The sequence below is a fragment of the Paenibacillus sp. Y568 genome (genome assembly GCF_059445545.1).
In genome coordinates, this window is the sequence record NZ_JCAIUM010000006.1 from 17,899 (window position 1) to 40,547 (window position 22,649).

Here is a 22,649-nt window from a genome sequence, read left to right on the forward strand (position 1 = left end):
AGGCGTTCAACGTATCTTAAGATACTTGAACGCCTTGCTTAGAAAAAACACTTGCTATTCATTGACATGAATTCTATCCAATGCGTTACTCTTATTATTTCAATGTAATAATAAGATCGATGACTTTAGCAGCTTCTGCACGTGTTGAGATTCCTTTAGGTGCGAATGCGCCACTATCGTGACCCTTCATGATTCCAAGCTCTACAAGAACACTAATGTCTGCTTTAGCAGATTCAGTAATCTCACTGTTATCTGTAAAACTAGTTAATGTAGTCGCTTGTACAGTCTTGCCAGACTTAAGATCTAACGCACGTTTAGCCATGACAGCCATTTGTTCACGTGTGATATTTTGTGTTGGCTCGAATTTATCAGCACTTATACCCTTAATTAATCCATTCTCAAATGCAGCATTCACTGACGATGCATACCAACTACTTGCAGGTACATCTTTAAATGTTGCTGCACCTGTAGCTTTTAGACCAAGTGCTTTTACAAGTAAGCTTGCAAATTCAGCACGAGTAACAGTTGCACTAGGAGCAAATGTATCTACCGTTTTACCAGCAGCAATCTTCTTCGTTGCTAGATCACTGATATACTCATAAGCCCAATGATCCGAAGGTACATCTTTAAATTGTACTTGAACTACTGGTGTTGTTGGTTGTGTTGGTGTTACTTCTGGTGTTGTTGGTTGTGTTGGTGTTACTTCTGGTGTTGTTGGTTGTGTTGGTGTAATACTTGTCTTGCTTAAATCAATGGAGAATACTCCGAATCCTTTATCATCTGTTTTGTTCAAATACTTGATATTGTCTGTTAACTTAGCATAGGATTCCGCTTTTGGCGAAGAAGTAAATGTAACGTTCACTTCACCTGTAATCGGAGCAATGGACCAGTTGTTATCAATTGAAGGATTAATTTCTTTGTTTGCTGAGATATAATCCATCAGAATTTGGCGATTCTCATCTGGGCTATCAATAATATAAGTGCTACCTTTCACGCCTGGGAAGTTACCACCACCGCTTGCACGATAGTTGTTAGTAATAACTACAAACTCTTGATCGGCAGTCACAGCTTTACCGTTATATTGAAGATTAACGATACGGCTTGATTTCTCATCATTCATAGTTCCATCTGCTTTGTACTTCGCTGGTTTAGTTACATCTACTTGATAGGTTACACCATCAATAATGTCGAAGTTAAACACTGCGAAAGAAGAATCTAATAACTCTTGTTCTTCTTTACTTGTAGGATCGATCTGATTGAATTTACCTGCTGACATTTCCAACCATTCTTTAACAACGGATCCCTTCACAAGGATCGCTTTAAGTGTATTATCGTACAAATAAAGATCTCCAGCGCTCTTAATAGCTAATGGACCTTTTGCAATATCTGTGTACTCTTCTACTCCATTACGTCCTGCTTTGAACGGAGCTCCAACAGACAGAATCGGAGTATCTACATATTTAGGAAGGTTCTTCTTAATATAGTCACTTACATATGCTTTTTGAGCATTAGTTACGATCTGTACGGACGGATCATCCTGTACAAGAGCGAAGTAACTGTGAATCGCTGAAGTTGTTGTACCGATTGGACTGTTTGCGTATTTAATGGTTGCTTCATGATCTGCAGTTACTGCAGCAACAATCGCTTGATCAGGTTCTACTGTCGATTTCTTAGCAACAGCATCATAAATAGCTTTTGTCGATGATTGTGTAGATTTCACAGACCATTTACCATCTTTTTTCTCTAAAGACAGATCAATAAGACCTAGGTTAGCACCACCATAGCCCGCTTGAACGGCAGCGACACCATTAATTGTTCCCTTGGCATTATCTACACCTGGTAACAATTTTCCAGTGCTATCTTTGAATAGATTATCCAAAGCTTTTTCGTTCGCAGCAGGGAATACTTTATGAGTATGAGAGAATGTAATGGCATCGATTCCTGGGACCTTACTTAAAGGAAGAACAGCATCTTCTGCATTTACATTGGCTTGTGCACTACCATTGAACCCAGTGTGAGACATAACGATAACAATATCTGCACCTTTTGCTCTCATCTCAGGAACGAATTTCACAGCTGTAGCTACGATATCCTTAGTAATAACTTTGCCCTCAAGGTTTACCTTATCCCATTCTGTAATTTGAGGAGTTACTAGACCTAGAACACCTATTTTTAATGTTTGTTCTTTACCCGCTTCATCTTTGAATGTCTTAGTCATAATCTTGTAAGGCTCGTAACGATTTACATCGTTGTCTGGATTCTTATCTTTGTCGTCTATATATACGTTAGCATTAATATAAGGAAAGTTAGCTTGTTTGATCGCATTATCCAAGTAATCTAGACCATAGTTAAACTCATGATTACCGAATGTTGCTACATCATATCCCATAAGATTCATAGCTTTATATACCGTATGCACTTCACCTTTTTTGATAGGTTCTACAAGTGCTTTGTAAGTCCCAAGTGGTGTTCCTTGAATTAAGTCACCATTATCTACTAAGAATGTGTTAGGATTCTCTACCCGAGCCTCTTTTACGACAGTTGCCGTTCTAGCAAGCCCTACTGTTGGTGCAACAGCACTTTTATAATAATCATAAGACATGATGTTCGTATGAATGTCTGTTGTCTCCATAATTCTCAATTTAAGAGACGAATCGTCTGATGCAGCTGCTGAAGTATAAACGCCTCCGACAGGTAAAAGAAGCAAACTTAATGTCAACGACGATGCCATAACTTTATGAAACTTGCTCTTGAAACTCATTTCCATGAAACATTTCATTCCCTTCAATGTAATATTTTATAACTTTTTTAGAGTTACAATACTATAATAGAGTAGATTCAGGAAAAAATACACATTTATTTAACGATATACGCTAGGCTTTTTATTTTAAATTTTAAAAATTGCTTCAAACCGACATTTTGCTGTTTTTTTCGCTAAAAAACCCTCTAATCTCTCTTTCAATCTTCCATTATTCATGTATAAATCTACTAAATTTCGCATTGAAGAATGCTATATAAATCTTATCTCCAATCATTTGGTCTATGTAGGGAAAACCCGGGATAAGTTCACTTTTGGGTTTACCTCATGTTTCTTGTATAATGTCCATACTAAGAAGAATCTAAGGAGTTGCAGCATGTCTAACAGGAAATGGAATCTTAGTATAGTGATCCTATTTACCATATTTGTTACATTGATGCTTAGTTTCTTGTTCTCTATGCTTCGTATTCGTGACATGATTGAACCCTTGGGATCTACATCGAAGAATGCTGATCCGCTCCGTCGGCACGTCGTGTTAATCTCTCAGGAATTGGACAATCCTTACTGGCGTTCTATTGAAGAAGGAGCGCGAGAAGCCGCTGAGCAATACCATATCAATCTGGAGTACAGTGGGCCATTTCGAATCAATCCAGATGAACAAATCACACTATTCAAGAAAGCCATCGCTACCAAAGCCGATGCCATTCTAATTCAAGGTATCCATGATCCCATATATCGTTCATTAATTATGACCGCTACGAATCAAGGTATTCCCGTAATCACGATCGATACGGATGAACCTAACAGTTCCAGGTTGTCTTATGTAGGGACAGATAACTTCGAGGCAGGGAAAAGGATGGGGGACCTTGTCGTTCAAGCGACAGGAAGACAAGCAAGCATTGGTGTATTGATTGGCAACGAGTCAGCAGACAATCAGCAACAACGCCTAGAGGGGTTCCGCTCCGTCATTAATGAAGTTGACAGATTTACGATTGTTGATGTGAGATCCTCTAATATTTCTCGTCTTCAAGCGGCAGACCAAGCAGAGACTATTCTGACTAATCATCCTGAAGTACGCTATATGGTCGGTCTCAGCTCTCTCGATGGATTAGGTATCTTAGATGCCACACAACGTGCGAAGCTACAAGATATTCATATCTTTGCTTTTGACGATTTAGACGAGACGCAGAAAGGGATCGCGCAGTGTAAGATTGAATTGACCATTGTACAGCAGCCGAATCGCATGGGATACGATGCAATATCGTTAATCCATGACTATTTTCAGAACAAGACTGTACAACAACACCATTTCACAGCGATTACAATATTAGACCGTCCTTCACCTGGTATTCCTAAAGAGGTCTCGTGCCCATGACGATTCGAAAAAAACTACTTCTATTTATTCCCTTGCTCGTACTACTCGTCAATGTAGTCACCTACTTTCTGTTCCAAAGTGGAAAAACCGTTCAACAAAGCTACGACATCATGATGGAACGAATCTTGCTGTATAAACAATCTTCTCAGACAGCAGATCGTAATCTTAGGTTGCTTTATCACCATTTGATCCATACTGAAGAGGGTAGCCAGGTTGAACTCCAACAAGAACAGAAGAACTTACAGAATATACATGATCAACTCTCGAATATCACAAGCCCCTCTCTCGCACCTTCGGATATGATAAGTTATGTCCATATGTTGGAGACACTAATGGAGCAGACAGCAGACGCCATTACAGCAGATGAAGATCATATCACGCGTACGGCACTTGCCCATTATGCGGATGCAGAGGAGACGACAAGCTTCATCCGTGAAGGAGCAGGACGGCTTGTCGATTCAGAGATTAGCTTCTACCAAAGCATATATCAAGAAATTGAACAAGAGAATAACCGCCTGAATCACTTGGGTTCAGCCCTATTTGTTATTAATACACTCATTAGTATCGTGCTCGCATACTGGATCTCTCGAAGCATCACGATCCCGGTCAGCCAACTCGTAGGTATGGCTAGAAGAATTGCCAAAGGTAATCTTCACGTCCAACCTCTTGTGCCACGTTCCAATGACGAGCTAGGAATTCTATCCGGTGCTTTCGAACAAATGACGAGTGATCTATTGGTATTTATAGAGAAAGATAAAGAGAACATCCAACAAGAGAAACTTGTGAAAGAATTGGAGTTACAAGCTCTACAGAATCAGATGAACCCACACTTTCTTTTCAACACGTTAAATGTTCTCTCCCGATTGGCCTTGATTGAAGGCGCTGAGAAGACAAGCGATCTGATTGTGTCCATGTCGAATCTGCTACGATATAATTTGCGAAATCTAGACCAACCCGTCACACTCCAAGATGAGTTAGCCATGGTCCAAGAATATTTCACGATTCAACAAGCACGTTTTCGAGACCGCGTTTCATTCGAGTTAGATATTGATGAAACAACGTTACAAGAATCTATTCCTTCATTAACGCTTCAACCCTTAGTCGAGAATGCTTTCATACACGGAATCCAAGAGATGGAACAGGATGCCCTCATTCGTCTCGAAATAGGTAAAGTGCCTGAAGGGGTACGCATTACCATAACGGATAATGGGTGCGGGATGAGCGAAGCAACAAGACAATCCTTACTTCGCATGGAAGCAAGTACGGAGAAAGAACATTCCACCGGTCTGGGTACACGAAATGTGTTCAAACGTCTGCAGTTATTCTACGGACGACATGATCTGGTGAACATAGATAGCACACTAGGATATGGAACAACGGTTACCATTCTAATTCCCACTAGAAAAGAGGAAGAATCCCAGCATGTATCGGATATTGATCGCGGATGACGAAGCATTGGAACGTGAAGGACTAGAATGGATCATTCAGCGCATGATGCCAGATACATTTCAGATCATTCATGCGGATAATGGCCGAACAGCTATTGAACGAGCGGAAGAACATCGGCCACATATCGTGATGATGGATATTAATATGCCAGGTATCCAGGGCTTAACTGCCATACGAGAAATTAAAGGAAAACTACCCGATACGAAGTTCGTCCTAGTCACAGCTTACGATTACTTTGCCTATGCTAAAGAAGCTCTGACGCTTGGTGTGAAAGAGTATCTTCTCAAACCAGCCAAACGAGATCAAGTGATTAGCGTGCTTGAAGAACTTGTCTCCGAGCTAACCCTAGAGAAGAAACGACGTACGGACGAACTAGAACTTAGACATAAAGTATCCCAGCTACTCCCGTTAGTTGAGAATGAACTTTCTTTAATGTTTATGGTCGACCAGACATTAGATACGGATGCTGAACAGTTATCCGAGTGGCTCGACTTTCCTCTTCATCGAGGCTGTGCGATTGTGATCGCATTCCCAGAGCATATTCATCAACAAAACAAACAGAAAATATATGATACCATTCGAAGTTTCGCAAAGACGAATAAATCGAGTTGTATCGTTAGTTCATTAATTGAACGTCACATGGCTATTTTCATAGAAAAGGACCCTACCATTCCTGAAGATCTATGGAAGGAAGAATCCAAACGTTATGGAGAGAAACTCGCCATATTGACGAAAAGGCAACTCCAATACGACGTATCCATCGGGATAGGAACGCTTCATAGCGGAGCGGAAGGGTTTCGCAAGTCTTATTTTGAAGCAGTATTTGCATCTACCTATGACGAACACAATAGTAATATCTGTCACTTTGAGGAATTGAAGCAAAGGGATATACACTCAACCGAGTCGGAGAGCCATTCTTCCATCTCCGAATCAGGTCATAAATCCTATGTTATATCTGCGTTGCACCAGATTCGAGAGGAACGTGAACAACAAACGATAACCGTCCTCGATCGGGCACAGGCGTATATACAGGACAGATATACAGAGGATTTATCTCTTGAAGAAGTGGCAGACTTCGTCCATCTTAACGCACACTATTTCAGTAAAATATTCAAACAACAAATAGGAAGTAATTTCATTGATTATGTCACGAAGTTACGAATCGATAAGGCTAAACTCCTAATGAGCTCTGAGAGTCTAAGTCTCAAGGAAGTATGCTACAAAGTAGGTTACAACGATCCGAATTATTTCAGTCGTGTATTCAAAAGGGTAACCGGAATAACCGCAAGTGAATTCCGGAATCAGAAGAAATCTTGAGTAATGTCCATGTCTACGACATGGACTTTTTTGTGTTTCCAAGACATAAATGTGCTAATTCAGCATCGTCATAAGGCTATAAATACGCTGTATGAATTAAATGCGGTAAGAACACAGATAAGTGAAGGTATTTGCCCCCTTTCACTTTGGTTATCTATGATACAATGAGATCGTTTTTAGTGGATAATGAGAGGGGTCAACACCTTTGGAAAGTACGATAGAGAAAGACCATGAACACATTAGCATGAAATTTGTGATTCTAGTGTCCATTGTATCCGCTCTTGGTGGATTATTATTTGGATTCGATACAGCTGTTGTCTCAGGAGCCATTGGTTTCATGGAGCAACACTTTCAATTAAGTCAGTTACAAGTCGGTTGGGCTGTGTCCAGTCTAATTATCGGCTGTATTGTAGGAGCCGCATCATCAGGCATGTTAGGTGACAAATTCGGTCGCAAAAAAATTCTGATGACTGCTGCAATCCTTTTTATAATCAGTTCTATTGCTTCAGGATTAGCCGATACGTTCTCTCTTTATGTAGTAGCTCGTATTATAGGCGGCCTTGGTATAGGGATTACATCTACCTTATGCCCACTGTATAATGCTGAAATAGCTCCTGCTAAATATCGCGGTCGTCTAGTCGCGTTGAACCAACTCGCTACCGTAACAGGTATCTTTTTAACCTATTTCATTAATTTATGGATCTCAAATTCTGGGGATGCGGCTTGGGGGATCACTACGGCTTGGCGTTGGATGTTCGGTGTAGGCGCTATTCCAGGATTACTATTTCTTGGTCTCCTCTTCTTCGTTCCTGAAAGCCCTAGATGGCTCATTAAACAAGGAAGACCCGCTGAAGCGTTACCTGCTCTATTACGTATTCATGGGGAAGAATTAGCGAAAAAAGAAGTTATCGATATCAAGAAATCTTTCGAGCAAGAAAGTGGCTCTATTCGTCAATTGTTCAAACCAGGATTACGTATTGCACTCATTGTAGGTGTTGTGATTGCAGTCTTACAACAAGTAACAGGAATTAATGCGGTCATGTATTACGCACCGGAGATATTTAAGGCAACGGGCGCAGGTACAAATGCTGCATTAACTCAGACGATTCTTGTCGGGTTAGTCAATTTCCTATTCACGATTCTGGCCATATGGCTTATTGATAAAGTCGGACGTAAAGCACTGCTATTAGTTGGATCAGCTTCGATGATGATCTGTCTCATTGTTATAGGTGCTGCTTTTCAAACAGGTCATACCTCAGGACCTTTGGTTCTCATCTTCATATTACTCTACGTCGCTTCCTTTGCCGTATCGCTTGGGCCTGTCGTATGGGTAATCATGTCGGAGATCTTCCCGAACCGAATTCGTGGTAAAGCTACAGCCATTGCTTCCATGGCATTATGGGTGGCTGATTATATTGTATCGCAATCTTTTCCACCGATGCTTGATTCCATTGGACCTGGAATTACATTCTGGATTTTCGGCGGCATGTCCTTGATTGCCTTCCTTTTCACTTGGCGTGTGATTCCCGAGACAAAGGGCAAGACGCTGGAAGAAATCGAATCATTATGGTCTGCACCAAACAACCGAACGACTCTTTAAGAGCCGTTCGGTTTTCTTTTTTTATATCGTATGGATCCGGTATGACTAGACTCAACATCTTAGAGAAACCGCGGTGTTTGGTACCGCTACGACGGTATGATGATAGGTTGCTACGACGATACGAAGATACGTTATTCTCCATCTAGTTCGAGCATTTAAGCAACAATAGCCGAGAATCGAATGAATTAACGGTAGAATTTCCAGTTGCATAGTTAAATAGTGGATTTATTAGATTATTAACAGGAGTTATTCCAGGTAATTCGACCAGTAACCGATCACGAGTAAGATTAGTGCTTCAATCATTGTTAACAGAACGTGTGGGGCCGACCTATTGTGAATGCTCCATAATTACGTGAGTTTGTGGAACTTGATTGAGTTGCTGTTCCTGTGACGGTGACGGTGGCTGTTGCTGTTGCATGCTGGGTTTTAGGATGAACCTAAAACTACATATATACCTCTTATTTATAATAATTATAAATAAGTATTGATTATATTTTAAAAGTTGTTATCATATACTTATACAAATTATTTTATGAGGTGATTTCATTATTATGACTAACAATAACAACAATCTTACTACCAGTTGGGGTGCTCCTGTCGGAGACAACCAGAATTCTATGACCGCAGGGCCTCGTGGTCCGGTATTAATTCAAGATGTTCATCTCCTAGAGAAATTGGCTCATTTCAATCGGGAACGTGTTCCAGAACGTGTCGTTCATGCTAAGGGTGCCGGAGCTCATGGTTATTTCGAAGTGTCCAATGACTTATCTCAATATACTAAAGCTGCCTTTCTTAATACCGTAGGCAAACGTACACCTATGTTCGCTCGTTTCTCCACGGTCGCAGGTGAACTTGGATCTGCTGACACTGTTCGTGACCCACGCGGATTCGCTCTCAAGTTCTACACAGAAGAAGGTAACTATGACTTAGTAGGGAACAACACACCGGTATTCTTCATCCGTGATGCGATTAAATTCCCTGATTTCATTCACACACAGAAACGTCATCCACAGACTCATTTGAAGAGTCCAAATGCGGTATGGGATTTCTGGTCTTTATCACCGGAATCATTACACCAAGTCACCATTCTCATGTCCGATCGAGGTATTCCTGCAACACTAAGACATATGCATGGATTCGGTAGTCATACTTATAAGTGGGTTAATGCTGAAGGTCAAGCGGTATGGGTGAAATATCATTTCAAAACAGCACAAGGTATTCAGAATCTTGATGTCGATCTAGCTGCTAAACTTGCAGGTGAGAATCCTGATTATCATACAGAAGATTTATTTAATGCTATAGACCAAGGAGATTTCCCAGTCTGGAATCTGCATGTTCAGATTATGCCATTAGAAGATGCTGATATGTATCGCTTCGATCCATTTGATGTTACTAAAGTGTGGTCCCAGAAAGACTACCCTCTGATCGAAGTGGGTCGGATGGTACTAGATCGCAATCCTGAGAACTATTTCGCTGAAGTGGAGCAAGCAACGTTCACTCCTGGATCATTTGTGCCTGGTATCGAAGCTTCTCCAGATAAAATGCTACAAGGCCGTTTGTTCGCTTACGGAGATGCACATCGTTATCGTGTTGGTGCCAACCATAATGCGTTGCCAATCAACTGCCCTTATGCTGCCAAAGTAAACAACAATCAACGTGATGGACAAATGCGTCCTGATAACAATGGTGGAAGTGCTGTATATTATGAACCCAATAGCTATGGTGGGGCTACAGAAGTACCTCAACATAAACCAGCTGAATTCGAAGTATCTGGGCAAGCAGCCAGCGTAGCTTATGATCAAGATGATCATTATACACAAGCCGGTGACTTGTACCGTCTAATGAGCGAAGATGAACGTACGCGTCTTGTTCGGAACTATGTTGGTGCTATGATGCCTGTAGATAAGGATGAAATCAAGATTCGCCAAATCGGTCACTTGTTAGAAGCTGATCCTGAATTCGGGCAACGTGTAGCCGAAGGACTAGGATTGTCGGTGCCACAGGCTTAAGAATCTTAGATGAATAGGTTGTAATTAAGGGAGTGTCCTGAAAGTCATTGATGAAATGACAAGGGGCACTCTTTTTTTCTAATCCTTTTAAATAAAAACAAAAAAAGCACCGATCCGAAGATCCGTGCTCTATGCCTTACAACTTCAACTATTTAAATGCAGGTACAGCAATTTCAGCATAATTGTCTTCAAAGAACTTTTTCACTTCAGGACTTGTCATTCTCTCAGCGAGCTTCTGAATCGGTGCTGAATCTACATTATCTTTACGAGCTACTAACGTAATCACGAAGTCAGAATCATCGCCTTCTGTAATCAAAGCATCTTTCTTAGGCGTCAAGTTTAGTGGCTTAGCATAGGCTGGCGTCATGGCAACAAGATCCACATCATCTAACGTACGAGCCAACATCAACAAATCTACCTCTTGAAATTTGAAATTCTTCTTATTCTCAATAATGTCTGCTTGTGTTGCATTAATACCTACACCTTCTTTTAACTTGATCAGACCATCTTTTTCAAACATTACAAGGGAACGTCCGATATTTGAAGGGTCATTTGCCATCGCAATCGTTGCTCCTTCAGGCAGCTCTTCTATCTTCTTATATTTCTTGGAGTATGCACCATAGATAGCATTATAGATGGGTTGTACAGGCACTAACTCACTCTTATTGGCTTCATTGTATTGATTCATATAAGGAACATGCTGAAAAAAGTTAGCGTCAACTTCCTTATTAGCTAAGGCATTGTTCGGTTGAACGTTATCTGACAGCACGACGATTTCAAGATTAATGCCATCTTCTTTTAACATAGGTTTTACAATATCCAATACCTCTGTCATTGGTGGAATAAGTGTAGCCACTTTCAACGTTACTTCTTCTTGAGTCTGAGCCTTATCCTCAGCCTGATTCTGGTCATTGTTGTTCTTATTCCCACATCCAGCCACAACTAACATCAATACAACAACCGCAATCAACATAAATGATTTATTTCTAATCAACTCAAAAACCCCCATTGTCTATTTTAACTCTGTATTATCTTTTATCTAACACTCTAGAAATAAAGCTACCCGTATACTGTATCGCTTGCACCAGAACAATCATAATAATGATCGTAAATATCATAATCTCTGTCTCAAACCTTTGATATCCATACCGGATCGCGAAATCTCCAATTCCACCCCCACCTACGATTCCCATCACCGTTGAATACGAGATAAAACTAATCGTAGATGTGGTTAACCCCAGCATGAGACCTGAACGTGCTTCAACGTACAGAAACTTGACGATGACCTGTAACGTCGATGCTCCCATTGAGGTAGCTGCTTCTATAACACCTTTGGGAACCTCCAAGAGTGACTGTTCCACTAATCTGGAATAATAAGCAATCGCCATAATGGATAAGGGTACAGAAGCTGCAAGTGTTCCTAACGCTGTTCCTACAACAAATCGCGTAAACGGAATGAGGAACACTACAAGTAGTAGAAAAGGGAACGATCGGACAATATTAACTACAATATTCATAATAGCGAACAAGACACGATTCTCATACAACTGACCTTTTCTGCACAAGTATAATAATGTCCCTACTGGAAGTCCTAATAATATGGCTGCAGCAATCGAAATTCCAACCATGACAAAAGTCTCACCAATCGCGTGCCATATCTCAGACTGAAATTGCATGATGTAGTCAAACATGAGTCTCCCTCACTTTATTCCCTGTTTGTGCCTCAGTCATGCTCAGAATATCATCGGGTGAAATACCATGCCCTAGCTCCGCCGTGAACGTTCGGACCAAACCACCGTTCTCCATCAACGATACCGTAGAGCACATATTCGTAACTACATCCATTTCATGGGTTACAATTACGACGGTAACTCCGAAATTACAGTTGATATGTTTCAGAACATCCAGAATTCCTGCCGTCGTTTGCGGATCTAGAGAGGATGTCGGCTCATCGCATAACAGTACCTTCGGGCGAGTGACTAGCGCTCTAGCGATGGCTACCCGTTGTTTCTGGCCCCCACTTAGACGGGATGGATATTCATCTGACTTATCCAGTAATCCGACAAAGTCCAAGTATTCTCGAACTCTTTCTAAGCGCTCCTTCTTCGGTAATCCAGCCATTTCGAGAGGAATCGCGACATTCCCACTTACCGTCCGATTATTAACCAGATTGAAAGATTGAAAGATCATCCCCATCGATCTACGTGCTTCACGAAGCTGCTTATCGGTCATCGCTGTCAGTTCCTGACCATCTACGATCACCGTACCTTCGTCAGGTCTTTCCAGTAAATTCATCATTCGCAAGAGCGTGGATTTCCCTGCTCCACTACTGCCGATGATGCCATATATTTCTCCTGCTCCCACTTGAAGCGATACAGAATCTATGGCTTGAAAATGACTATTTGATGTAACAAATGTTTTGCTCACTTGATGCAAAGAAATCATCAAGAGTATCCTCCTTTTGTAGGGATAGCTTATTCATTCACATCATGAACGAATATATAGTAACCTATGTAAGTCCTAGACAAACAAAAATAATGCCCACAAGACATATCGTCTAAGCGAGCGTCGTATCCACATTTGGCTATCAAGATTATCATCATTCTAGAAAATGACAATCTTCACCTAGTATACCACAATTTCTACGTGATATATTTCATATAATTAATGATTACAATCGGATTTCCCTCCTATTATCTTGCAATAAACCTTTGAAGTTGCTCGTCTTGGTCAATACGATCTCTTACACACTCCGTTATTGTAACCCATCCTCAACATTGTTATAATTTAATAAAATATTAATAGAATAAGGGTGTGACGTACTTTTGTTAAAAGAATTTAAAGATTTCGCGCTTAAGGGAAATGTCATGGATCTTGCTGTTGCAGTTATCATAGGAGCTGCATTCAGTAAAATTGTTTCTTCCTTGGTCGATGACTTACTGATGCCCTTAATTGGGTTACTTCTTGAGGGTCGTGATTTCTCCGGAATGCAATATCCTCTAGGTGATGCCGTTCTGAAATATGGTTCATTCATACAGACCGTTATTGATTTCACCATTATTGCCTTCTCTATCTTCTTATTTATTAAAGTGTTGAGTAGATTTAAACGCAAAGAAGAAACCAAGGCTTCTGAGCCATCATCTCCTTCTAACGAAGAACGATTACTTACTGAAATCCGTGACTTGTTGAAACAACAACGACAAGGAATGGATAACTAGCATTCAACCCTCAGCTAACAGAAAAGCAAACTCAATTTCGTCTCAAAAGTCTACTCCAAATCTATAATACTTTCATATATTGTTATCATCTCATATAAGGAGTGATAGCAATGCCAATCAATAATGACAATCTTCGACTCTCCCTGTTTGCAGGAGCCAACTATACAGGGAGAAACATTGTTTTTAGAAACGGAGGAGTAGCCGTAAAGAATCTAGGAGCCTTACGATTCAACAATCTACTCACTAGTTTTAAAGTTAACAACACCATGGTTCCACAAAATGTAACCTTAGTTCTTTTCTCTCGAAATAACTTCAAAGGTTCATACCGGATCTACACTGGAAGAACGAATGTAGCTAACTTAAGTACAACGAACTTCAACAATGTGACTTCATCATTTATTCTCGTAGGTACTAGATTGACAGAAAGCCAAGTTCTCGAAATTCAACGTACCGGTGTTCTTCCTTGTGAAGTTCTAGTCATTACTAGACAACAACAGAGCACCAAAAAATGCTAATGGTTTAAAGGAAACTAAATGTAAGATCAAAAGTTCTGGGATAGCTAACAAGCGATTCCAGATTTTTTTGATTATTTAAGCTTTAATTCATGGGAATGGTGATCTTTACCCTGGGGCATAATTCAATAGATACCTATAGAAAGGAGAATGATCATGAGAGCCGTTACATATCAGGGAGCGAAAGATATACAAGTTAAGGAAGTCCAAGATCCTACTTTACAGAATAAAGAAGATATCATTGTTCGTATCACATCAACAGCCATCTGCGGTTCTGATCTCCATATTTATCTTGGTGCACTACCTGCCGATAAGGACTACGTGATTGGTCATGAACCGATGGGAATCGTTGAAGAAGTCGGATCTGAGGTCACGAAGGTGAAGAAAGGCGATCGTGTCGTACTTCCTTTTAACATTTCATGTGGGCATTGTTATTACTGTCAGCACGATTTAGAAAGCCAATGTAACAACTCTAATCGAAATCCTAAGGTAGATACGGGTGGATACTTTGGATTCACAGATCGTTATGGTAACTATCCTGGAGGACAGGCCGAATATTTACATGTGCCCTATGGAAATTTCATGCCTTTTGTTATTCCAGAGTCATGCGAACTTGAAGATGAGGCCCTATTATTTATGTCTGACGTTCTTCCCACAGCTTACTGGAGTGTAGAGCATTCGGGTATGAAACCCGGAGATACGGTGACGGTTCTAGGTTGTGGCCCTGTTGGGTTAATGGCGCAAAAATTCGCTTGGATGAAGGGTGCATCAAGAGTTATTGCGGTTGATCATGTTCCTTATCGCTTACACTATTCAACTTACTGGAGTCTATGGTTCTGTCTATAACATGTTCCCTCTAGGAAGTATGTTTGAAAGAAATATCATCCTGAAGATGGGACAAGCACCGTGATGCTTATAAAATGTTCTATGAGCATGAAGATGATTGCATCAAGGTTATCCTGAAACCTTAAATAAACTCTCACATTAGGGAAAACATGATTCTTCCTTGATTAGATAACTCACCTATGATCTATTCAAGGGAAATCACGTATTTTAAATATCTTTTAAATTGCGTAGTGTCTGAATGACATGATCCACAACCTCAGGGATATCTCCCATCTGATCCTCATTTATTTTACGCTCAAATCTTACCTCAATGGTATTCATATAGCCTGAGGGATCTTGACCATATACATAACTTAACGTTTGTGTCGGTGTTGTCGGCGATTTCCAGATCTCTAGGAGGGCCTGATCAACCTGAACACACTGTGTCTCCACATTACGAATTGGCATATAGAATCGTAGACGCAACGTGCAACCCGGTTCCTCACCTGGTAACTCTAGGATTTCAGCAGCTAGATCCTGGAGTGATACCTCTAAAGAAATCTCAGCTGTTATATCTGTATATTCCGCCAATACGAACTGGATAACGAATTCCCTCGACATAACCGACATTTCCATCCGGTCCAACCGATTGACCATCTGAATGGTACCATCCAGATTATCCAAATCGTATAACGTATTCTCAAAAGCGACCTTTAAATTGTCGTAAACGGTAGGATCATACATCTGAATGACGATCCGCTGGATATTGAAGACCAATCTGACGTCTAGCTTCTTCCATAACCTCGGCTACGGCTAATGAATTCGCATGAGAATTGATGGATCCATCTCGTTGCCCTCTCGCTAGCAATCCAATAAACTCCTGAATTTCATAGTACATGGATTCATGGAGTTGCGGTCGAGTTAGATCTTCAATCGTGCCATCTCTATAATGAATTTTCACATCGTACGGCTGACTAATTTTATCAATCACCATCGTTCCGTTCTCACCATGGATCTCAGCAGGTAAATAGGAATCTGTAATCTTAGAATGCATAACAACTGCATCCATATCGTTATATTTCATGACCATACTTCCTTCACCATCAACACCTGAAGATAACATCACACCCACAGCACGAACTTCATCTGGCTTACCGAATAAGGTCACCATCGGATAGAGACAATAAATACCTAAATCCATTAATGAACCGTTCGAATATATTGGATTAAAAGCATTCAGAATCGTACCTTGTTTAAACGCATCATAACGTGATGAATACTGACAATATCCTGCAAAATAACGCCGAACCTGTCCTATTTTATACAAATTGTCCTTCATGATCTTGAAATTCGGCATTAACGTCGATTTCAAAGCTTCCATTAGTAGCACGTCGTTCTCCCTAGCAACCTTAATCATTTCTTTCATCTCAGTAGCATTAGAGGCCATAGGCTTCTCACATAGGACGTGCTTCCCATGATTCATACATAGAATTGCTTGTTGCGCATGAAATGAATTCGGACTAGCAATATACACAGCATCAATTAGATCACTTGAAGCCATTTCTTCTATATTCGTGAATACCTTAGGATGATTATATTGAGCAGCAAACGTGTTGCCTTTATCTTCTGTTCTCGAGTACACCGCCGTAAGAGCAAATTCCTCTGTCTCCAATGCTGCAAGGATGAAACGTTCAGTTATCCAGTTAGTTCCAATAATACCAAATCGTATCATAATTTTATCTCCCCATCCCTCATGTGATCTTTGTAATATCATTCTCTCATTCTCCTATCTTCATGTCCAATATTTAAGCTAACATTGTGCAATTGCTCCCCTATAGAGAAAGAAATGCAAACGTTTGTCCCATCAAAATAAGGTCACTACTACCGATTTCCATGAATTTTTTGTGAAAATAGGTCATTTTATCTTATATGCATAGATTTTCCATGGATAAGTATGCTAATATATGGGCGTAATCGCTTACATGTTTATTTGAAATCGATTATGAAGCAAACGTTTGCATCGAGAGAAGTACTACATCATATTGCTAATGGATTAACCACAATGAGATGATTAGGGGGCTTGTCAAATGAATGAGAATACATTACCGACAGTAGCTTACTTTAGCATGGAGTATGGACTTCATTCCGATTTCAAAATGTATGCTGGTGGTCTAGGAATTCTAGCCGGTGACTACATCAAGGGTGCAAAAGATATTCAAATGCCGATTGTCGCAATCGGTGTGAAATGGAAACAGGGTTATACAGACCAAAGGATTGATGCGGACGGAAACCCTTACGATACTTACCATAACTACGTTTACGACTTTCTAGAAGATACGGGTGTAAAAGTAACTGTTAAAGTCAGAAACATTGATGTCATCTGTAAAGTCTGGAAAACAGAACATTTCGGAAATAACCCTCTGTACTTGCTTGATACAGATATTCCTGAGAACAATGATGCTTGGATTACCGGTCAGCTATATGGTTGGTTCGGCGAAGAACGTATTGCCCAGGAAATCGTTCTAGGTATAGGTGGAGTAAAGGCCATGCGTGCGTTGGAAATCCCAATTGACGTCTACCATTTCAATGAGGGGCATGCAGCTCTTGCTGCTACCGAATTAATTCGCGAGAAGATGTGTACGGGAGATACGTTCGAAGAAGCATGGAAAGCAACAAAGGAAGAAGTCGTATTTACTACACACACTCCGATTAAAGAAGGTAATGAGACACATCCATTAGAGCGTCTTGAATATATGTCGGCTTTCAATGGCTTGACTCGCGACCAAATGGAGCGTATTGGTGGCAATCCTTTTAACATGACTGTCGCTGGCTTACGTCTATCACGCATTTCTAATGGCGTAGCAGAACTTCATGCGGATACCTCCAACAAAATGTGGAAGGAAGTTTCCGGACGTTCCCCAATTATTGCGATTACGAATGCTATTCACACACCAACGTGGGTTGATGAACGTATTACTCGTGCCTTTGAAGATGATGGCGATTTGTGGGCAACCCATATGGATCTTAAACAAGAATTAATTGATTTCATCCAAGATCGCTCTGGTATTCAATTAGATGTAAATAATCTGCTCATCGGATTCTCTCGTAGAGCAGCACCTTACAAACGAAGTGATCTGATCTTCTCTACTCCTGAAATCATTGAGCCTTATCTAAAATCAGGTAAAGTACAAATCGTGTTCTCTGGCAAAGCTCATCCTTTAGACGATAACGGCAAAAAAATTGTTAGTAATCTAGTCTCCATGATGAAGAAATATCCGAAGAGTGTCGTATTCTTAGAGAATTATGATATGACTATTGGAGCAATGTTAACTCGTGGATCTGATATTTGGCTCAACAACCCTCGCAGACCACTTGAAGCAAGTGGAACTTCCGGCATGAAGGCGTCAATGAATGGTGTATTGAATTGCTCCATTCTGGATGGTTGGTGGCCAGAGGCTTGTATTGATGGAGTCAATGGATGGCAAATTGGTGATGGCTTTGAGACGACAGATTTCGAGCTATTAGACCGTCATGATACGGAGGCTCTATACGACACTTTACTTAACAAAGTGTTACCTACGTACTACGAGAACCGTCCAAAGTGGGTCGAAATGATGAAGCAGAGCATTGAAACTACTCGTCACGAGTTCGCAAGTAAACGTATGTTAGAGCAATACTTTAACCTCATGTACATTAAATAGGAAATCGTTAAACGCGATAAGCCGGTCATCTCATGTTTGAGATTGAACGGCTTTTTTTCTTATGTAATTCTAAATTGTTAAAAGATATCTATCTTTTCTGAAAATAAAAGGGATTTTCAGTTAAATTGTCGAATTATCGTGAAAATACATAGTTCATTTAACATAATAGTCACATTCAAAAAAGGAAATATGCGATGGAAAAATGAAGCGATCATGCATTAGAATAAAGACTTTCGTGGTTGAATATGTTTCTGTTGATTCATTTTACTAGGTAACTTCCATGCCGTCACGATGGCGAACAAGATAATTACAACATCCATTCCATTAAATAATCCCGTAAAATTGTAGTTAAAAAAGTGGAAAGTCTGACTATTCATAATCCCTTTAAATCCATCATTTAATATGTAACTGATAATAATATACTTCCCAAGTATTATCCCGGCTAAGCAAGCAATGACTGCAATAATCTGATGTGCCCGGGTAGTCTGTTTCTTCGCTAATACAGCTACCGTATATCCTGTCAGTCCACCAATTGCCCATGCTATAATTCCTAATTCATATTCAGTTAGGATCGCGATCGTTGCCCAGATCGCACCCCCAATGATTGCAGCAATTACCGCCCCAATGACAGGTAACATCAACATCGTTTTCTTTCTTTCCACCATGAAGTTCGCCTACCTTTTCTATTTATAGATATATGAACAATTCCCGCTTTTTTAATAATATCAGATATCAAGTAATATAAAGTCAACTAATTGTAATATACCTGCAATCTAATTTTCATCTGGCATTAATGTAGTCAAGGTACAATGAAGTTACCCCTTTTAGTATATATAAATATAGAACCCACAGCCCGTTGCTGTGGGTTCCTTTTTTTTATTTAAACCATCCTTTTTCCTTGAATTGTGTGATGGCTTCAATTCGATTACTTACGCCAAGTTTATCAAGAATAACGGAAATGTAGTTGCGAACCGTTCCAGTCGTAATAAACAATTGATTTGAAATTTCTCTTGTATTTTTGCCATCAGCAATCAATTGGAGAACTTCCTTCTCTCGCTCCGTCAGTGGACTTTCCTGACCATACGCATCATCTACAAGCTCCGGCGCATAAATACGTCGTCCCGCCATGACACTGCGAATGCAACTTGCAAGCTCTTCGCTTGGGCTGTCTTTTAACATATAGCTACTGACACCCGCTTTGAGCGCACGCTCGAAATATCCAGGTCTAGCAAACGTCGTTAGGATGATCACCTTGCAGTTGAGCTCTTTGAGTTCCTCAGCTGCATCCAATCCACTCTTCGCTGGCATCTCAATGTCCATGATGCATATGTCCGGTTGATGAAGGTGAACCATAGCTATTGCTTCGACACCGTTACTTGCTCTTCCTACAACCGTCATATCTTCTTCCAAATCAAGCAGAGACGCAAGTGCCCCCAACAGCATACGCTGATCTTCGGCAATGACTATACGAATCATACCTCCATCTCCTTTTCTGGTTTCTTCACAACGTTTGGTACTGTAATGATAAGTGTTGTTCCCTCGTCCGATTGAATCTCAAGTGTCCCATTTACGAATTCAAGCCTTTCCATCATACCCTTCAGTCCGTTACCACTATAGGATCTCTTCAAATCATCCGTAGCAATACCAATCCCATTATCCTGCACTCGAATGGAGAGATTCGTTAGGGATGACTCCAGGTAAATCGTACAAGAGGAAGCCTCGCTGTGCTTCACTACATTCGTGACCGCTTCCTTGAGACACATACTTAGCACATTTTCCGTAAGCAATGAGGTGTTCTTCAACTGAGGATCACCTTCAATGTTGCATTCAATTTCAGCCGCTTTTAAAATCTGACTAACTCGATACATTTCATCTTCTACTCTTGTCCCTCGCATTTCAGTAACCAATTCCCTGACTTCCTTTAATGCACTTCTGGCTGTTTGACGAACGTCATTTATCTCTTCTTGGGCCCGCGTGATATCTTTGGTCATTAATTTACTAGCTAGATCACTCTTCAATCCAATAAGGGACAGCTTCTGACCCAACGTATCGTGTAGATCACGTGCAATTCGCTGACGCTCCTCTAACTTGACCAACTCTGAAATTCGCTTGTTCGCATCCTCAAGCTGGCCCTGAAGCTTATCACTTTTGTTCCGGTTATATGTATTGACAGGTAATAAAATAACCCCAATCAGACACATCACAATAAACGGGAACTGCGTAATAAATAAGGGAATCTGAGCAACAAATCCATAATTGATACTTATAAATGTCGTGACAAGATGAATACAATACAGCGTTATAAATCCCGCTTTATTCTGAATGTTACCGATAAAAAGGGCTAAGAAGATAGCAAAATAAACATAACCAAATACAATGGTCATGCCTATAGAGATGATAATCTGTATGCTCGTCCAGAAGTATACCTGCCACCCTTTAGTTATAAAAGACAACACATAACATCCCATGAACGCAATAATCATAACGATCCCTGAAGCTACATGATATGGAGACGATGCACGAAATATAAAGTAAAAAGGGAGGATGCAAAAGACGACCCACACATAAGGACTAAGTCCAGTATTTTTATGAAAAATTTGATACCATTTCAGCATGGTCTTCACACCCTCTTTTTGTATGCCAATTACGTTGGATTAGATTCTAATCTATATAGTTTACCATATTTCATTATTTTTCTTGTAGATTAGGCCGAGGAACATTTAATTTCTCTGCTACAGAATTCATATGAAGACGACGCTTCATCTCACCAAAGCTAATGAAGGTCTTATTGTTCTCATCCCATAAGCGGAAATGAAGTGATTTCAAACTCGTACTTAGTGTGATCGTAGTCGCATGTTGAAGAGGGGGTGTTGCATTGTGCGCCTCTTCCAAATGATAGTTCGGCACCTTCGGACTCAAATGGTGAACGTGATGGAACCCAATATTACCTGTGAACCATTGAAGGACTTTAGGAAGTTTGTAATATGAACTTCCGTCTACTGCGGCTTTTACATAATCCCATTCATCTTCGTTCTCAAAATAAGAATCCTCGAACTGATGTTGGACATAGAACAACCAAATGCCAAGACATCCGGCTACGAAGAAAACAGGACCTTGAATCATCACAAACGCTTGCCAACCTATAGCCCAGATCAATAGGGAATAGATCACTACAATAGAAATATTCACGACGTAAGTATTGATGCGTTCCTTGCGTTTTGCTCCTTTACGGTTGAAGCGATATTGAACCAAGAATACACTAATCGGTCCCAATCCAAACATGACTAATGGATTACGATAGAAGCGATATGCCAACCGACGCCACTTAGAAGCCTCTATATATTCATCCACGGTCAGAAGCCACATATCTCCTGTACCCCGTTTATCTAGATTACTACTTGTTGCATGATGCATGGAATGGCTATATTTCCACTGTTCGTATGGAACTAACGCAACGATCCCTGTAATCGTTCCAACGATTTTATTAGCTAGTTTACTTTTAAAGAAAGATTGATGTGTACAATCATGGCAAATGATAAAAGTTCTGATTACAAACCCAGATGTGACGATCGCTAATATTAGGGTCAGCCAATAAGAAACGGAAAGACTTAGATAGGCTGCATACCAGAGTACTACTAATGGTCCTAATGTATTTATAAGCTGTCTAACACTCGATTTCATTTCGGTTTTTTCGTAAGGGGCGACCTTTTTCCGTAAGTTAACTTGTTTGGCCTCGGTCATGACTTGTTTCCTCCTCAGATATACGCTTTCTATTAACGTATTACAATGTCAGCGTAGTTTACTCCATTTAGTATATGATATAGATCACCATCGTTGTAGTCATAAACGTCAACTCATGAGTATGACAAACGTCATGTTCTAAAT

Annotated in this window: 18 protein-coding genes and 1 pseudogene; 9 read left to right on the forward strand and 10 right to left on the reverse strand. The window is 40.3% G+C overall.

All coding sequences use genetic code 11. The features are described from left to right. Positions 1-94: 94 nt before the first annotated feature. A complete protein-coding gene (locus AC1D7X_RS10100) occupies positions 95-2,767 on the reverse strand; it encodes a bifunctional 2',3'-cyclic-nucleotide 2'-phosphodiesterase/3'-nucleotidase (RefSeq protein ID WP_495475141.1) in 2,673 nt (890 codons plus the stop codon). Positions 2,768-3,134: 367 nt separating this feature from the next. Between AC1D7X_RS10100 and AC1D7X_RS10105 the strand changes: the two genes are divergently transcribed. The 5 genes from AC1D7X_RS10105 to katA all read left to right on the forward strand — a co-directional run bounded on the left by AC1D7X_RS10105 (position 3,135) and on the right by katA (position 10,508). Continuing rightward, complete coding sequence (locus AC1D7X_RS10105) at positions 3,135-4,133, forward strand: substrate-binding domain-containing protein (RefSeq protein WP_495475142.1); 999 nt, start codon at positions 3,135-3,137, stop codon at positions 4,131-4,133. Then, positions 4,130-5,581, forward strand: a complete 1,452-nt coding sequence (locus AC1D7X_RS10110; RefSeq protein WP_495475143.1) for a sensor histidine kinase — start codon at positions 4,130-4,132, stop codon at positions 5,579-5,581. The genes AC1D7X_RS10105 and AC1D7X_RS10110 overlap by 4 nt, the downstream gene beginning before the upstream one ends. Further along, entirely contained in the window at positions 5,556-6,899 is a 1,344-nt protein-coding gene (locus tag AC1D7X_RS10115) for a response regulator (protein ID WP_495475144.1), read from the forward strand. Before AC1D7X_RS10110 ends, AC1D7X_RS10115 begins: the two co-directional genes overlap by 26 nt. Positions 6,900-7,143: 244 nt before the next feature. Next, positions 7,144-8,499 (forward strand): sugar porter family MFS transporter, encoded by a 1,356-nt coding sequence (locus AC1D7X_RS10120; protein ID WP_495475245.1) that lies wholly within the window; start codon positions 7,144-7,146, stop codon positions 8,497-8,499. A gap of 551 nt (positions 8,500-9,050) precedes the next feature. Beyond that, positions 9,051-10,508 carry a catalase KatA gene (gene katA / locus AC1D7X_RS10125; RefSeq protein ID WP_495475145.1) on the forward strand — a complete coding sequence of 486 codons (1,458 nt, stop codon included), beginning with the start codon at positions 9,051-9,053 and terminating at the stop codon, positions 10,506-10,508. 148 nt (positions 10,509-10,656) lie between these two features. Here the strand turns inward: katA and AC1D7X_RS10130 are convergent, their stop codons facing one another. The 3 genes from AC1D7X_RS10130 to AC1D7X_RS10140 are packed head-to-tail and all read right to left on the reverse strand — an operon-like array spanning position 10,657 to position 12,953. After that, on the reverse strand, positions 10,657-11,481 hold the full coding sequence (locus AC1D7X_RS10130; protein ID WP_495475246.1) for a MetQ/NlpA family ABC transporter substrate-binding protein: 825 nt from the start codon (positions 11,479-11,481) through the stop codon (positions 10,657-10,659). Positions 11,482-11,536: 55 nt separating this feature from the next. Next, a complete protein-coding gene (locus AC1D7X_RS10135) occupies positions 11,537-12,199 on the reverse strand; it encodes a methionine ABC transporter permease (protein ID WP_495475146.1) in 663 nt (220 codons plus the stop codon). Continuing rightward, the gene (locus AC1D7X_RS10140) at positions 12,192-12,953 is read right to left on the reverse strand and encodes a methionine ABC transporter ATP-binding protein (RefSeq protein WP_495475147.1); all 762 of its coding nucleotides are present in this window, start codon (positions 12,951-12,953) and stop codon (positions 12,192-12,194) included. Before AC1D7X_RS10140 ends, AC1D7X_RS10135 begins: the two co-directional genes overlap by 8 nt. A 380-nt stretch (positions 12,954-13,333) precedes the next feature. Here AC1D7X_RS10140 and mscL point away from each other — a divergent pair, with 380 nt between their 5' ends. From mscL to AC1D7X_RS10155, 3 genes and pseudogenes are all read left to right on the forward strand, one after another. Beyond that, positions 13,334-13,726 carry a large-conductance mechanosensitive channel protein MscL gene (gene mscL / locus AC1D7X_RS10145; protein WP_495475148.1) on the forward strand — a complete coding sequence of 131 codons (393 nt, stop codon included), beginning with the start codon at positions 13,334-13,336 and terminating at the stop codon, positions 13,724-13,726. Positions 13,727-13,836: 110 nt separating this feature from the next. Beyond that, a complete protein-coding gene (locus tag AC1D7X_RS10150) occupies positions 13,837-14,241 on the forward strand; it encodes a hypothetical protein (protein WP_495456932.1) in 405 nt (134 codons plus the stop codon). A 153-nt stretch (positions 14,242-14,394) separates the two neighbouring features. Next, positions 14,395-15,209: pseudogene (locus tag AC1D7X_RS10155) on the forward strand (alcohol dehydrogenase catalytic domain-containing protein). 82 nt (positions 15,210-15,291) lie between these two features. Here AC1D7X_RS10155 and AC1D7X_RS10160 read toward each other — a convergent pair. Together AC1D7X_RS10160 and AC1D7X_RS10165 are read right to left on the reverse strand one after the other, a co-directional pair. Beyond that, positions 15,292-15,807, reverse strand: coding sequence for a hypothetical protein (locus tag AC1D7X_RS10160; protein ID WP_495475247.1), 516 nt, complete (start codon positions 15,805-15,807; stop codon positions 15,292-15,294). Further along, positions 15,800-16,795: a Gfo/Idh/MocA family protein gene (locus tag AC1D7X_RS10165; protein ID WP_495457122.1), complete on the reverse strand. Its 996-nt coding sequence runs from the start codon at positions 16,793-16,795 to the stop codon at positions 15,800-15,802. The genes AC1D7X_RS10160 and AC1D7X_RS10165 overlap by 8 nt, the downstream gene beginning before the upstream one ends. Before the next feature lie 355 nt (positions 16,796-17,150). Here AC1D7X_RS10165 and glgP point away from each other — a divergent pair, with 355 nt between their 5' ends. Continuing rightward, positions 17,151-18,764, forward strand: a complete 1,614-nt coding sequence (gene glgP / locus AC1D7X_RS10170; protein WP_495456934.1) for an alpha-glucan family phosphorylase — start codon at positions 17,151-17,153, stop codon at positions 18,762-18,764. 218 nt (positions 18,765-18,982) lie between these two features. Here glgP and AC1D7X_RS10175 read toward each other — a convergent pair whose 3' ends face one another. From AC1D7X_RS10175 to desA, 4 genes are all read right to left on the reverse strand, one after another. Further along, complete coding sequence (locus tag AC1D7X_RS10175) at positions 18,983-19,429, reverse strand: hypothetical protein (RefSeq protein ID WP_495475149.1); 447 nt, start codon at positions 19,427-19,429, stop codon at positions 18,983-18,985. Between the two features lie 211 nt (positions 19,430-19,640). After that, entirely contained in the window at positions 19,641-20,240 is a 600-nt protein-coding gene (locus AC1D7X_RS10180) for a response regulator (protein WP_495456936.1), read from the reverse strand. Next, a complete protein-coding gene (locus tag AC1D7X_RS10185; RefSeq protein WP_495456937.1) occupies positions 20,237-21,379 on the reverse strand; it encodes a histidine kinase in 1,143 nt (380 codons plus the stop codon). Before AC1D7X_RS10185 ends, AC1D7X_RS10180 begins: the two co-directional genes overlap by 4 nt. Before the next feature lie 73 nt (positions 21,380-21,452). Then, complete coding sequence (gene desA / locus AC1D7X_RS10190) at positions 21,453-22,505, reverse strand: Delta(5) desaturase DesA (protein WP_495475150.1); 1,053 nt, start codon at positions 22,503-22,505, stop codon at positions 21,453-21,455. Positions 22,506-22,649 lie beyond the last annotated feature (144 nt).